Source organism: Pseudomonas halotolerans (assembly GCF_039581215.1).
GTDB classification, from domain to species: Bacteria; Pseudomonadota; Gammaproteobacteria; order Pseudomonadales; family Pseudomonadaceae; genus Aquipseudomonas; species Aquipseudomonas tehranensis.
In genome coordinates this window covers 199183-212846 of sequence record NZ_JBCNTJ010000008.1, presented here as the reverse complement: position 1 = coordinate 212846, position 13664 = coordinate 199183, and the positions used below count along the sequence as shown (strand labels likewise).

Annotated in this window: 16 protein-coding genes; 10 read left to right on the top strand and 6 right to left on the bottom strand. The window is 59.2% G+C overall.

Annotated elements, in window-relative coordinates; genetic code table 11:
• Positions 1–149 precede the first annotated feature (149 nt).
• The gene (gene fadD1 / locus AAIS01_RS13810) at positions 150–1841 is read left to right on the top strand and encodes a long-chain-fatty-acid--CoA ligase FadD1 (protein ID WP_186656333.1); all 1692 of its coding nucleotides are present in this window, start codon (positions 150–152) and stop codon (positions 1839–1841) included.
• A 226-nt stretch (positions 1842–2067) separates the two neighbouring features.
• On the opposite strand, the gene AAIS01_RS13805 is transcribed toward fadD1, so the two are convergent.
• The gene (locus AAIS01_RS13805; RefSeq protein WP_025212261.1) at positions 2068–2445 is read right to left on the bottom strand and encodes a hypothetical protein; all 378 of its coding nucleotides are present in this window, start codon (positions 2443–2445) and stop codon (positions 2068–2070) included.
• Between the two features lie 195 nt (positions 2446–2640).
• On the opposite strand from AAIS01_RS13805, the gene AAIS01_RS13800 reads away from it, so the two are divergent.
• The 3 genes from AAIS01_RS13800 (at position 2641) to def (ending at position 4493) form a co-directional block, all read left to right on the top strand.
• Positions 2641–2832, top strand: coding sequence for a CsbD family protein (locus AAIS01_RS13800; RefSeq protein WP_343469413.1), 192 nt, complete (start codon positions 2641–2643; stop codon positions 2830–2832).
• A gap of 174 nt (positions 2833–3006) precedes the next feature.
• Complete coding sequence (locus tag AAIS01_RS13795; RefSeq protein WP_343469412.1) at positions 3007–3951, top strand: YihY/virulence factor BrkB family protein; 945 nt, start codon at positions 3007–3009, stop codon at positions 3949–3951.
• Positions 3952–3953: 2 nt separating this feature from the next.
• A complete protein-coding gene (gene def, locus AAIS01_RS13790) occupies positions 3954–4493 on the top strand; it encodes a peptide deformylase (protein ID WP_343469411.1) in 540 nt (179 codons plus the stop codon).
• Between the two features lie 128 nt (positions 4494–4621).
• Here the strand turns inward: def and AAIS01_RS13785 are convergent, their stop codons facing one another.
• The 3 genes from AAIS01_RS13785 to gntR all read right to left on the bottom strand — a co-directional run bounded on the left by AAIS01_RS13785 (position 4622) and on the right by gntR (position 7073).
• Positions 4622–5044: a GNAT family N-acetyltransferase gene (locus tag AAIS01_RS13785; protein ID WP_343469410.1), complete on the bottom strand. Its 423-nt coding sequence runs from the start codon at positions 5042–5044 to the stop codon at positions 4622–4624.
• Positions 5045–5326: 282 nt separating this feature from the next.
• Positions 5327–5881: a hypothetical protein gene (locus AAIS01_RS13780; RefSeq protein ID WP_343469409.1), complete on the bottom strand. Its 555-nt coding sequence runs from the start codon at positions 5879–5881 to the stop codon at positions 5327–5329.
• Between the two features lie 160 nt (positions 5882–6041).
• Positions 6042–7073 (bottom strand): HTH-type transcriptional regulator GntR, encoded by a 1032-nt coding sequence (gene gntR / locus AAIS01_RS13775; RefSeq protein WP_343469408.1) that lies wholly within the window; start codon positions 7071–7073, stop codon positions 6042–6044.
• A 215-nt stretch (positions 7074–7288) separates the two neighbouring features.
• Between gntR and AAIS01_RS13770 the strand changes: the two genes are divergently transcribed.
• Both AAIS01_RS13770 and AAIS01_RS13765 read left to right on the top strand, forming a co-directional pair.
• Positions 7289–7822 carry a gluconokinase gene (locus AAIS01_RS13770; RefSeq protein ID WP_343469407.1) on the top strand — a complete coding sequence of 178 codons (534 nt, stop codon included), beginning with the start codon at positions 7289–7291 and terminating at the stop codon, positions 7820–7822.
• 91 nt (positions 7823–7913) lie between these two features.
• The gene (locus AAIS01_RS13765; RefSeq protein WP_343469406.1) at positions 7914–9266 is read left to right on the top strand and encodes a GntP family permease; all 1353 of its coding nucleotides are present in this window, start codon (positions 7914–7916) and stop codon (positions 9264–9266) included.
• A 133-nt stretch (positions 9267–9399) separates the two neighbouring features.
• Here AAIS01_RS13765 and alaC read toward each other — a convergent pair whose 3' ends face one another.
• Positions 9400–10617 (bottom strand): alanine transaminase, encoded by a 1218-nt coding sequence (gene alaC / locus AAIS01_RS13760; RefSeq protein WP_214916634.1) that lies wholly within the window; start codon positions 10615–10617, stop codon positions 9400–9402.
• A gap of 211 nt (positions 10618–10828) precedes the next feature.
• On the opposite strand from alaC, the gene AAIS01_RS13755 reads away from it, so the two are divergent.
• Both AAIS01_RS13755 and AAIS01_RS13750 read left to right on the top strand, forming a co-directional pair.
• Positions 10829–11491, top strand: a complete 663-nt coding sequence (locus AAIS01_RS13755; RefSeq protein ID WP_343469405.1) for a LysE family translocator — start codon at positions 10829–10831, stop codon at positions 11489–11491.
• Between the two features lie 78 nt (positions 11492–11569).
• Entirely contained in the window at positions 11570–12058 is a 489-nt protein-coding gene (locus AAIS01_RS13750) for a GyrI-like domain-containing protein (RefSeq protein ID WP_343469404.1), read from the top strand.
• A gap of 124 nt (positions 12059–12182) precedes the next feature.
• Here the strand turns inward: AAIS01_RS13750 and AAIS01_RS13745 are convergent, their stop codons facing one another.
• Complete coding sequence (locus AAIS01_RS13745) at positions 12183–12668, bottom strand: GNAT family N-acetyltransferase (RefSeq protein WP_343469403.1); 486 nt, start codon at positions 12666–12668, stop codon at positions 12183–12185.
• Positions 12669–12811: 143 nt separating this feature from the next.
• On the opposite strand from AAIS01_RS13745, the gene AAIS01_RS13740 reads away from it, so the two are divergent.
• Together AAIS01_RS13740 and AAIS01_RS13735 are read left to right on the top strand one after the other, a co-directional pair.
• Positions 12812–13246, top strand: coding sequence for a YybH family protein (locus AAIS01_RS13740; RefSeq protein ID WP_343469402.1), 435 nt, complete (start codon positions 12812–12814; stop codon positions 13244–13246).
• A gap of 67 nt (positions 13247–13313) precedes the next feature.
• Positions 13314–13658, top strand: a complete 345-nt coding sequence (locus AAIS01_RS13735; RefSeq protein WP_092397118.1) for a YciI family protein — start codon at positions 13314–13316, stop codon at positions 13656–13658.
• Positions 13659–13664: the final 6 nt, after the last annotated feature.

The following is a 13664-nucleotide window of genomic DNA, read 5'->3' as shown; positions in this document are numbered from 1 at the left end:
CTCTAGGCGACCCCCGGCAAAGCTGCTACTCTCGGCGCGCTTTTGTGACTTCTCGGCGTTGAATTAAGGCCAGATTCACCAATAAACACACACCAATAATAATCGCATCAAATGCGGTGAGAATTCGCGTTGCTGAGGAGTGGGCTTCCATGATCGAAGACTTTTGGAAGGATAAGTACCCAGCTGGGATTGCTGCCGACATCAATCCAGACGAGTATCCGAATATTCAGGCGGTGTTGAAGCAGTCCTGCCAACGCTTCGCCGACAAGCCGGCATTCAGCAACCTGGGCAAGACAATTTCCTACGGGGAACTGTATGAATTGTCCGGTGCCTTCGCTGCGTATCTGCAACAGCATACCGATTTGCAGCCAGGCGATCGAATCGCCGTGCAACTGCCCAACGTTCTCCAGTACCCGGTTGCCGTGTTCGGTGCGATTCGCGCCGGTCTGATCGTGGTCAACACCAACCCGCTGTACACCGCGCGGGAAATGGAACACCAGTTCAACGACTCCGGTGCCAAGGCGCTGGTGTGCCTGGCGAACATGGCGCACCTGGCTGAGGCGGTGGTGCCCAAGACGGGCGTCAAGCACGTGATCGTCACTGAAGTCGCCGATCTGCTGCCGCCCCTCAAGCGTCTGCTGATCAACAGCGTGATCAAGTACGTCAAGAAGATGGTCCCCGCTTATCACTTGCCCAAGGCCATCAAGTTCAACGAGGTGCTGAGCAAGGGCCACGGCCAGCCAGTGACCGAAGCCAATCCGACCAGCGACGACGTGGCCGTGTTGCAATACACCGGCGGCACCACCGGCGTGGCCAAGGGGGCGATGCTCACCCACCGCAACCTGGTGGCGAACATGTTGCAGTGCAAGGCGCTGATGGGTTCTAACCTCAATGAAGGTTGCGAAGTCCTGATCACGCCGCTGCCGCTGTACCACATCTACGCGTTTACCTTCCATTGCATGGCGATGATGCTGATCGGCAACCACAACATCCTGATCAGCAACCCACGTGACCTCCCGGCGATGGTCAAGGAACTGTCGAAGTGGAAGTTCAGCGGTTTTGTCGGCCTCAATACGTTGTTCGTGGCCCTGTGCAACAACGAGGCCTTCCGCAACCTGGATTTCTCGGCATTGAAGGTGACGTTGTCCGGTGGCATGGCCCTGCAACTGGCCGCGGCCGAGCGTTGGAAAGCGGTTACCGGCTGCCCTATCTGCGAAGGTTATGGCATGACCGAAACCAGCCCGGTCGCCACCGTCAACCCGATTCAGAAAATCCACGTGGGCACCATCGGCATTCCTGTTCCGTCGACGCTGTGCAAGATTATCAATGACGCGGGTGACGAACTGCCATTGGGCGAAATCGGCGAATTGTGCGTGAAAGGTCCACAGGTCATGAAGGGCTACTGGCAGCGCCAGGACGCCACCGACGAGATCCTCGACAGCGAAGGCTGGCTCAAGACCGGCGATATCGCGCTGATCCAGCCGGACGGGTACATGCGCATCGTCGATCGCAAGAAAGACATGATCCTGATCTCCGGTTTCAACGTGTACCCCAACGAGTTGGAGGACGTGCTGGCGACCCTGCCGGGCGTCCTGCAGTGCGCAGCTATCGGCGTACCGGACGAAAAATCCGGTGAGGCGATCAAGATTTTCATTGTGCCCCGCCCAGGTGTCACGCTGACCAAGGAGCAGGTGATGGAACACATGCGCGCCAACGTCACGGGCTACAAAGTGCCCAAGGCGGTGGAGTTCCGCGATGCGTTGCCGACCACCAACGTGGGCAAGATCCTGCGGCGCGAGTTGCGGGATGAAGAGCTGAAGAAGCTGGGTCTGAAGAAGTAAGACCGCTATAAACAAAAAGCCCCGCGAATGCGGGGCTTTTTGTTTGGGATTGTCCCGGCAGGCACCAAAAGCCTGTGGCGAGGGGATTTATCCCCGCTGGGTTGCGCAGCAACCCCCTGCGTCTTGTATGACAGATTGGTGTGGCTCATGAAAGCGTGGGGCTGCTTCACAGCCCAGCGGGGATAAATCCCCTCGCCACAGGAAGCCCGGCAGCTATACGGATTGGTTACAACCGAAACTGGGCAAAATCCAGGTTGGTGCCACCTGGCCGCATGTCCTGCAGGTACGAATCCTTGTCGGCACTCAGCTCCAGGCTCAGGGCCGCCTTGCGCTTGCCCTGGTTGCGCACTTCCAGGCCTTCGAGTTTCTCGCGCAGGAACACCGTCGGCACTTTCAGGTGCAGCAATTCATCGGTGGCCGGTGTGTGCAGCAGCAGGTGAATCCATTCGTACTGACCGATGGCCAAGCGCGCCACCGGGATATCGAACCAGAAGATGTTGCGGTTACGGTTCAATTCGCTGAAATGGCAGTTATTGACGCCCAGTACGGCGCCGCCCAGTTCCTGGTTCCTGCGGGCAATGGCCTGCTTTTTATCAAGTTTCATAACGTTCCTACGGGATTGGAGCCTCAGGCCGCAGCCTGAATACGTGGGGCATTCTCGGGGGTGGATCGGCAAACATAAAGCGCAACGTGCATTCGACGATGAAATGTGCCGCTGAAAAAATGAAACTCCCCGCAAACGGCTCCGGTCAACCCTTATGTAATGACTTTTCCCACAGTTGTTCACAGGAGAAATATCATGGGTAGCACGAGCGATAAAGTGAAGGGCGTTGCCAACGAAGCTGTCGGTAACATCAAGCAGGGCGTCGGCAAGGCCACCGACAATGACCGCATGCGCGCCGAGGGCGTGGTCCAGGAGAAAAAAGGCGAGGCCCAGCAAACCGTAGGCAAGGCCAAGGATGCCGTCAAGAAAGGCGTCGACAAGGCATAACCGGCCTGTTGAAAAGCGCTTGGAACGGCCATCTGCGGATGGCCGTTTTCATGTCGGCTCGAACTTGCAGCGTGGAAATTGTTCCAAAAGTCGCCAAACAGGTTACTTTTGTCTTGGATAACAATCCCATGAGTCGCCAGGCGACCTTCCTTTATGCGGCGAAAGGAGACGCACATGATGTTCCCGGCCTTGAAAGGCTTGCCCTTGCATCGTGTGATGATGCGCACCGTGACCGAGTTCGTCGACGACGAGATGTCGACCTACGCCTCGGCGTTGGCTTACCAGATGCTGTTTTCGCTGTTTCCCTTCATCCTGTTCCTCATCGCCCTGATCGGTTTTCTGCACTTGCCGGATTTCTTCTCCTGGCTGCGCCTGCAATCGGAGTTGGTGCTGCCGCCCCAGGCCCTGGAACAGGTCAACCCGGTGATCGACCAGCTTCAGCAATCCAAGGGGGGGCTGTTGTCGGTGGGTATCGTTATCGCGTTGTGGACCGCCTCCGCCGGTGTCCGGTTGATGATGAGCGCGATGAACGCCGCCTACGATGTGGTGGAGGGCCGTCCGGTCTGGAAGCGTTTTCCGCTGTCGATTTTCTACACCATTGGCATCGCCGGCATGCTGCTGGCTGCGGCGGCGCTGATGGTGCTCGGGCCGCAGGTGATGGGCTGGATCGCGGCCCAGGTCGGGCTGGAGGAGTTCATCGTCACGCTCTGGACCATCGTGCGCTGGCCGGTAATCGTGTTTTTGCTGATGGTGGCCGTGGCGTTGATCTATTACGTGATGCCCGACGTCAAACAGGAGTTTCGCTTTATCACGCCAGGGTCGGTGCTGGCGGTGGTGGTGTGGATCATCGCGTCCCTGGGTTTTGCGTTTTACGTCAAGACCTTCGCCAACTACAACGCCATGTACGGCAGTATCGGCGCGATCATCGTGCTATTGCTGTACTTCTATATTTCTTCGGCGGTGTTGTTGCTCGGTGCGGAGATGAACGCAGTGATTGAGCACATGTCCGCCGAGGGCAAGGACCGTGGCGAGAAGGTTCCGGGCGAACATGAAAAGCAGCACGTATCGGGCCTGGGCCGCGACCATTCCATTCCTCACCCCCACACTGACGAAACCTGACCATGATTCGTGAAATCCTGAAAATGGGCGACGAACGCCTGCTGCGTATTGCCCCGCCGGTGCCGCCGGAGATGTTCGACAGCCCAGCGTTGTGGCAATTGATCGACGACATGTTCCAGACCATGGAAAGCGTGGGTGGCGTCGGCCTGGCGGCGCCGCAGATCGGTGTCGACCTGCAACTGGTGATCTTTGGGTTCGAGCACAGCGAGCGTTACCCGGACGCCGAGGCGGTGCCTCAGACGATCCTGATCAACCCACTGATCACGCCACTCAGCCCGCTGGTGGAAGAAGGTTTCGAAGGTTGTCTGTCGGTGCCGGGTCTGCGCGGTGCGGTTGATCGCTATCAGCACATTCGTTACGAAGGCTTTGACCCCAAAGGCGAAGCCATTGTGCGTGTGGCCTCGGGCTTTCATGCGCGGGTGGTGCAGCATGAGTGCGACCACCTGATCGGGCGGCTCTATCCGTCGCGCATTACCGATTTCAGTAAGTTCGGCTTTACCGAGGTCATGTTTCCTGACCTGGACCCGGCGGCGGACGACTAGCTGATAACCGACATAAAACCCCTGTGGGAGCGGGCTTGCTCGCGAACGCGGCGTGTCAGTCGACATCTATTTGGCTGACACTGCGCATTCGCGAGCAAGCCCGCTCCCACATTCGACTGTATTGCACTTCAGGATTGTGTTTTAGGTTCCATCCCCATCGCAATCATCGGTTTGCTGCGCGCATAGCGACTCAGGCGCTCGGCCATCGCATAAGGCAGCACGGGGTCGAAGCTGAACCCCTGCTGCTCATAGAAACCGCGCAAATCCGGGTGACAGAACAACCAGACCGGTCCTTCCACGCCTTTCACCGCTTTGTCGATCAAGCGCGCCGCGATCCCCTGCATGCGATACGCCGGCTCGACAAACAACCCCGTCAGCCAATGTCCCCCCGACACCGGTCGCAAGCACAGGGCCGCGATGATTTCATCCTGCCGCGCCACCCACAACTGCGCATCACGCACCGCTTTCATCGAGGACTGGTGGGCGCGATAGAACTTGTTCATCAGCGGCCACAACGGTTCATCGAGCAGCGTGTAGTGGATCTGGGGCATGGCAAAGTCAGCGTGCGGGGAGGGGAGGGCAATTATAAAAGAACATGTCTGCGGCGATAGGTGTATACCTGACTTCACATCCCGTATGAGTGGAGTACGTATCATGGCCAAAGGCATGGATTCAAAAAAAGCGGCAAAGAAAAAACCGGCGAAAACCGCCGATGAAAAGCGCGCCGACAAAAAGGCCAAGAAGGTGAATCTGTTCGGTCATTGAATCGACACCCGCGGGCGATGAGCCAGGGTCGTATCCCGGCCATCGCCCGCTGAAAAATCCGCAGCCAATCAAAGCGAGGCGAGGAACATGTCCGTAGCCGGCTCCTTGTCAGTGGCGCGGCTCTGCTGGTCCTTCTCGACTTGTGCCATCGTCATCTTGTCCTGCATGCGCTGGGCAATTTCCTGGCCGATCGCCAGCTGCTTCTCGGGCGGCATCGCATCGACCTCTTCCTGCGTGATGCCCATCTCTTCAAGAATGCTGTCGCGCAGGCGCTCCTCTGGCGTCTTGCTCATGTATTCCTTGAAGTCCGCCATAGCGGTGCTGTCTGGCACCTTGGCCGTATCGGAGGTGGAAGAAGCAATGGTCTGCAACTGAACCCGGGTCTTGGCAAACGCTTCATCAACGTTGTCACTGATGGCGGTGGTCGCATTGACCGGTTGCGTGGCTTGCCGGGCGATCGAAGTCTGCGCCTGCGCGCTGCCTTGGCTGGCCTGGGCCTGGACGTTATCGCGCAACGCCTGCAACGCGGCGCTTTGCAGGCCGCTGGCGGCTTCTGCGGTGGGATCCTCGCCCGGACGTTTGGGCAGTAAAATCATCGTTTGCTGTTGTGCACTGACCAACATGATGGATACCTGCGGTTAGGGTTGAGCCATGTGCAGGAGCAAATCCCATGCCGCCGTCGCGGGCCCTGGATCCAAAGGGCTGTGCAGCGTGTGCCGGCGATCTTGGCGGCCAATTCTTGCCGTCGAACGGCATGGATCGACCCCCACGTGACAGCCGAGCTCAGGTGCTTTCGCGCACCTTGAGTTCAAAACCCATATCCACCACTGGCTCGGCGATGCGGTTGCCGGCCATCAACGTGAGCATCTGTTCGGCGGCGCGACGGCCAATGGCTTCTCGTGGCGTGCTGATGCTGCTCAGGCGCGGCACCATGTAGGCCGAGGCGGGCAGGTCATTGAAGCCCAGGACCGCAACCTGTTCGGGGATCTTGATGCCACAGCGCAGGGCTTCCAATAGCGCGCCGTGGGCCAGGTCGTCGTTGCCGAAGAAGATTGCATCGACGTCCGGATGGCTGGCAAGCAGCTGCAAAAACAACTCGCCACCCAGGCCGACCGAGGATGGCCGTGGCGTCAGCAGTTCCAGGTCCGGGTCGTACAAGCCGGCGTTCTGCAGAGCACGGCGAAAACCTTCGCCGCGCAGCAACGTGCGCTGGTCCAGTTGCGCGCCGACATAGGCCAGACGCTTGCGCCCCCGTGAAATCAGGTGTTCGGCCGCCGTCTCACCGGCCTTGAGCTGGGAAAAACCAACGCAGTTAAGGCCCGCACCGGGGTCCAGCTCCATCATGTACACGCAGGGAATGTTGCTGGCCTCGATCATGCGCCGGGCACTTTCGGTACGGTCGAAGCCGGTCAGCAACAGGCCGCGTGGCTGGTAGGCCATGTAGTGGCGCAGCAGGTCTTCTTCTTCGTCGCGGGAGTAGTGATAGTTGCCGATCACCACTTCGAAGCCTTTGGGCCTGAGCACACGATGAATGGCTTCCAGGGTGTCGATGAACAACAGGTTGGACAACGACGGCACCAGCACCACCACCGAATGACTCTGGGCTGAAGCCAGGGCTCGGGCGGCGGGGTTGACCACGTAGTTGAGATCGCGGGCGGCCTGGCGGACTTTTTCCACCAGGCCTTCGGCCACGGTGCTGACGCCGCGCAGGGCACGGGAGGCGGTGATGGGGCTGACACCGGCCAGGCGTGCGACTTCGTTGAGCGTGGGGCGACCGGTGGTGCGGGTATTCTTATCGTTTTTAGTGACGGTCATCAGGGCGGCTTGCCAAACAAAAATCAAGGCACTAAGGTAGCGCTGTCTCGACGCGGCTGCAAATGCGTGAGCGGGGTTTGCCTGAGCCCTGACCGTTGGCGTTGTGAACGAACATGCTGCAACCACAAAAATGACAAGAAGGCGTCGGCAACTTCTGCTTTTGCTCTGGTGTCACACGTTGCAAAGGTAGCGCTGTCTGCGCGCTGAGGTGTTACATGAATAATCCCATCACCGCCCTGGTCATCATGGGCGTTGCCGGTTGCGGCAAGACTTGCGTCAGCCAGGCCCTGTGCCAGTTGAGCGGCGCCACCGCCATTGAAGGCGACACTTTCCACCCTGCGGCCAACATCCAGAAGATGAGCGCCGGTATCCCCTTGAACGACGACGACCGTGCCGGCTGGCTCGACAGCCTGTGCGAAGAGTTGCGCCGTGTCGATGCCACGGGCGAGCGCCCGGTGCTGACCTGTTCGGCCCTCAAGCACAGTTATCGCGAGCGTCTGCGCAGTGCCTTGCCGGGCCTGGGCTTTGTATTTCTTGAACTGACCCCTGAAGTGGCCGCCGAGCGCGTGTCCCATCGACCGGGGCATTTCATGCCGTCGACCCTGATCGACAGCCAGTTTGCCACCCTTCAATCCCCTGTTGGCGAGCCCCTGACCCTGGCTCTGGACGCCTCCAGCCACAGCGTCGATGAACTGGCTCATCAGGCTTACGTCTGGTGGGTGGACCACGGTTTGAAGCTTGCCAGTTGAGTTTCAAAATTTTGCGTCAGAAAGATAGCGCTGTCCCGACGGCTAAAAAATAACCGCTTCAATAACAACAACAAATCAGGAGACACCTCCCATGTTCGGCATGTCCCACGAGACGTTTCTGCTGCTTGATGCAGTGGTTACGGTGATCGGACTTATCGTCCTCATCACCAAGTTCAAACTTCACCCGTTCATTGCGCTGACCATCGCGGCCGCTTTCCTGGGCCTGACATCGGGCATGCCGATCGACACCATCATCAAGGCGTTCCAGGACGGCTTCGGCGGCGTGCTGGGCTTTGTCGGCATCATCCTGGCGCTGGGCACGATGCTCGGCAAAATGATGGCCGAATCGGGCGGGGCCGATCAGATCGCCCAAACCCTGATCCGCGCCTTCGGCAAGGATAAAGTGCAGTGGGCCATGATGTTCGCCGCCTTCCTGGTGGGCATTCCGCTGTTCTTCGAAATCGGCTTCGTGCTGCTGATTCCGCTGGTGTTCATCGTGGCGCGTCGCACCGGTGTCTCGATCATCAAGATCGGTATCCCGCTGCTGGCCGGTCTTTCCGCGGTCCACGGCCTGGTGCCACCGCACCCGGGCCCGCTGCTGGCGATTGGCGTGTTTGGTGCCGACATCGGTAAAACCATTCTTTATGGCCTGATCGTGGCGCTGCCAACGGCCATTATTGCCGGGCCGATTTTCGGTACATTCATTGCCAAGCACATCCCCGGCCATCCGAATCAGGAACTGGTGGATCAACTGGCCCGTGAGACTGACTCAGCCGATCTGCCGAGCTTCAACATCACGCTGATCACCGTCCTGTCGCCGGTGTTCCTGATGCTGCTCAAGACCTTTGCCGATGTGGTGCTGCCTGAAGGCAATTTCTTCCGCACGTTCATGGACCTGATCGGGCATCCGATTTCTGCACTGCTGTTGGCGTTGCTGCTGTCGCTGTACACCTTCGGCTACAAGCAGGGCATCGGTTCCAGCCAGATGCTCAAATGGCTGGACGCGAGTCTGGCACCCACTGCCGCGATCATTCTGATCATCGGTGCGGGCGGTGGCTTCAAGCAGATGCTGGTCACCAGCGGTGTGGGCGATGTGATCGGTCACATGGCAGTGAGTGCGCAGATTTCCCCGATTCTGTTGGCCTGGCTGGTGGCGGCGGTGATTCGCATCGCCACCGGTTCGGCGACCGTGGCAACCATCACGGGGGCGGGGATTGTGGTGCCGGTGGTCGGGATGATTCCGGGCGTGAACCGTGAGCTGTTGGTCCTGGCGACCGGTGCCGGTTCGCTGATCCTGTCTCACGTCAACGATGCCGGTTTCTGGCTGGTCAAGCAGTACTTCAACATGACCGTGGCCGAAACCTTCAAGACCTGGACTGCGATGGAAACCATCCTGTCCGTGGTAGCGCTGATCTTCATCCTGTTGCTGTCGCTGGTGGTCTAGACCTGACGCAATACCCAACTGTGGGAGCGAGCCTGCTCGCGATGGCGATATAACATTCAGCATCTCTGTTGACTGTTACACCGCCATCGCGAGCAGGCTCGCTCCCACATGGGTCTTACACATTGATCTTGTGTCAGGCGTTAGGTTTGCTTACCAACCCATCCGCCCGGAACATCCCGCGGATCCCGCGCACAGCCTGGCGAATCCGGTCCTGGTTTTCGATCAGTGCAAAGCGCACGTGATCATCGCCATATTCCCCGAACCCTACCCCCGGCGAGACGCAGACCTTGGCTTCGGCCAACAGTTTCTTGGCAAACTCCAGCGAACCCAGGTGAGCATAAGCCTCGGGGATCTTCGCCCAGACGTACATCGACGCCTTGGGGTTTTCCACCATCCAGCCCAGTTCATGCAGACCCTTGACCAGCACATTGCGGCGCTGGCGGTACTGCTCGGCGATATCACGCACGCACTGCTGGTCACCTTCAAGCGCGGCGATGGCCGCCACCTGCAGCGGTGTGAAGGTGCCGTAGTCGTGGTAGCTCTTGATCCGCGCCAGGGCGTTGACCAGTTCTGCATTGCCCACCATGAAGCCGATACGCCAGCCGGCCATGTTGTAGCTTTTGGACAGGGTGAAGAATTCCACGGCAATGTCTTTTGCACCAGGCACCTGCATGATCGACGGGGCTTTCCAGCCGTCGTAGACAATGTCGGCGTAGGCCAGGTCGTGGATCACCAGCACGTCGTACTGTTTGGCCAGGGCGATGACCCGCTCGAAGAAATCCAGCTCCACGCATTGCGCGGTAGGGTTGGACGGGAACCCCAGGATCATCATTTTCGGCTTGGGAATCGAGCCGCGAATGGCCCGCTCCAGCTCATCGAAAAAGTCCACCCCCGGCACCAGGGGCACCGAACGTACCTGGGCACCGGCGATCACCGCGCCGTAGATGTGGATCGGATAGCTGGGATTGGGCACCAGCACGGTGTCGCCCTGATCCAGGGTCGCCAGCATCAGATGCGCCAGGCCTTCCTTGGAACCGATGGTGACGATGGCTTCGGTTTCCGGGTCGATGTCCACCTCGTAGCGGTCCTTGTACCAGCGCGAAATGGCGCGGCGCAGGCGCGGTATGCCTTTGGAGGTGGAGTAACCGTGGGTGTCTTCGCGCTGGGCGACGGTGACCAGTTTTTCCACGATGTGTGGTGGCGTGGCGCCGTCGGGGTTACCCATGCTCAGGTCGATGATGTCTTCGCCGCGCCGACGCGCAGCCATCTTCAGCTCGGCAGTGATATTGAATACATACGGGGGGAGTCGATCGATGCGCGCAAAGCGGCGCGGCGAACCTGGGTTGGCCATTGTTGCCTCGAGATACGTGAGCGCCCGGAACCGTCCGAGCGACGTTGGCCACTGCGGTGGCCTGCGGCGCAAGATAAAGGGGCTGATGGCCCATTGTCCAGTAGCGGCGCGCAACTATTTTCGACGACACTGTCGATCCGGTCGTGGGGCTTTGAGTCACGCCTGCGGACTGCATGACTCGCCTTATTCAAAAAATCGAATGGACTGAATGATGGAATTTTCCAGCGGTTTCCTGCTGAGCCTTTCTTTGTGCCTGGACATTGGCGTGGCCAATATCGCGATGATTACCCTGGCCATGCAGCGTGGCTATTTTCAGGGTTTTGCCCTGGGGCTGGGCACATGTGTGGGGGACCTGGTCTACGCGGTCCTGGCCTTGGCTGGCATGACGGTGCTGCTGCAATACGAAACGGTGCGCTGGGTCCTGTGGATCGGCGGTTCGGTGCTGCTGCTGTATTTTGCCGCGAAGATGATTCATTCAGCGATCTATCACAGTGCGGTGCTGGCCGAGGCTGGTGAGGTGCGGGGTCATTCTTCCGGGCAGGAGTTTTTTCGCGGGATTTTCCTGGCGATGTCCTCGCCCAGTGCCATTCTCTGGTTCGCGGCGGTGGGCGGTACATTGATCGCTCGTTCAGGCGGCGGAACGATCCTCAGCTCGGCGCTGTTCCTGAGTGGGTTTCTCTGCGCAGGGCTGCTGTGGTGTGCAGGTCTGTGCCTGGCGGCAACCCAGGGTGGCAAGCTGTTGGGCGATAAACTGTTGCGCTATTGCTATTGGGCATCGGCAGCGATCTTCTGCTATTTCGCGGTGTACGTGATTGTTTCTGGCTACCACGAGTTTATCGGCAAGCTCGCGCCGGCCGTGGTGCCTGGGCTCTGACAAGCGAAACGGACCTGGCAATCTCCATTTGGCTTCTATACTGCAAAACCCGACCTCACGTTTCTGGAGTGTTGATGCATGGAAAAGCACGAATCCGATAACACCGCCGAGCCACGCTTGGAACACGGACGCTTTCAGCTCATCGCCGGTTTTGGTGGCCGTTTTACTCAGGACACCGCCCAGGATATCCCGCTGCTCTGGGAAAAGTTTTTGCCCTGGCTCGGTAAAGTGCCAGGGCAGAAAGATGAGGTCACCTATGGCGTGTGTTGCAACCCGGACGGGGAGGGCGGGTTTGAATACATTGCCGGAGTGGAAGTCAGCCGGCTCGATGATTTGCCCGAACAATTGCGCTGGATCGAAATACAGCCCGCGCACTATGCCGTGTTCGAACACAAAGGCCCGTTGAAAGACCTGCCGCAGACGTTCCACTACATCTGGAAAGAGTGGTTGCCGCAATCCGGCCACACCGCTGCCGATGCCCCGGAGTTCGAGCGCTACAGTGAAGACTTCAATCCCAAAACCGGCGAAGGCTCTCTGGAAGTCTGGATACCGCTCAAACCGAGCTGATTGCCACCCGCTCGCCGCTCGGCATGGCCAAATCTGTGGGAGCGAGCTTGCTCGCGATAGCGGTATGACCGTCAGCGACGATGCTGATGTGAGGGCCTATCGCGAGCAAGTTCGCACCGCTGGGTCAAAACACCAGCCCCATCCGCCGCTCGTAACCGATGCGGCCCTTGTACGCCTCGCCACTGTCGACCCAGCCCAACCGCGTGTACAGGCCGATGGCCAAGACGTTATCGGCGTCGACCGAAAGCTCCAGCCCCCTGATGTGCGGCCATGCCGCCCGAGCCACGGCAGGGAGCGCTTGCAAACAGGCCTTGCCGTAACCCTGGCCTTGGGCCCGGTAGTCGACTTGCAGGGCGTGCAGGGTGGCGCTGTGCTCATCGGCCCAGGCGGGCAGCACGGGTGGGCGCTTGAGCAGCAGGAAAGCCACTGGCACATCGTCGGCCAATAATGCGAACCCCTTGACCCCCGGGCCAGGCTTGGACAGCAGCGTGTGCAGCGCGCCGTGGATATCGCCGGCGAACTTGATCTGTTCGGGGTGGATTTCGATGGCTTCGACCTGCGTGCGCTGCAGCTCGGTGAGGTCTTCGTAGGGGACGAGCTGAGCGGTCACAAAAGCATCCGTGGTTGGCCGACAGAATGGACCTGGGATTCTAACGAATTTTTTTCTTTGAATTATTTTTGTTTGGGTTGTCGATTCGCAGTTTCTCTAAACGACAAAGGGTGTCTTCAACAAAAAACCTGCGGAGAATCACCATGAATACCCCAACCACCGAAACCGAAATCCAGGCCCTGATCGAGACGTATCGCCAGGCCGTCATGGAAAAGAACGTTGAAAAAGTCATGGCGCTCTATGACGACAACATCGTTTCGTTCGATGCCATCCAGGCCCTGCAATTCAAGGGCAAGGTTGCCTACCGGGCCCATTGGCAGGCGTGCATGGAAATGTGCCCCGGACCGCACAAGTTCGACTTCCATCAAGTCGAGATTACCTCGGCCGACAACATTGCCTTCGCGCACTGGCTGGCCTATTGCGGCGGGACCAACGACAAAGGCGAAGAGCAGGCGTGCTGGATGCGCACGACGGCCTGCTATCAACGGGTGGCCGGGCAATGGAAGATTGTCCACGAACACTGGTCCGCGCCGTTTGATCCGATGGCCGGCACGGCCCTGTTCGACCTGCAGCCCTGATCGTCGGGTTTTTCGCCGAGTGTCTTTCAGCGGTCCATAGTTGATCAGTTCGATCACGGAGCTTTCCATGAAGTATTTATGCCTGGTCTATAGCAACGAGCATGCGCTGCACAACTCACCCGACAGCCCGCAGGACGCTGAATGCATGGCCTACGCCGAGTCGATCCAGGGCAGCGGTCGGATGATTGCCGCCGAGGCCCTGGAGTCGGTGCAAACCGCTACGACGGTGCGCATGCGCGGCGGCAAATTGTCGATCACGGACGGTCCGTTTGCCGAAACCAAGGAGCAACTGGCGGGCTTCTACCTGATCGACGCCAAAGACCTGAACGAAGCCCTCCAGGTCGCCGGCAACATTCCGGCGGCCCGGGTCGGCTGCGTCGAGGTCCGACCGGTACGCCAACTGAACCCCTGAACAACA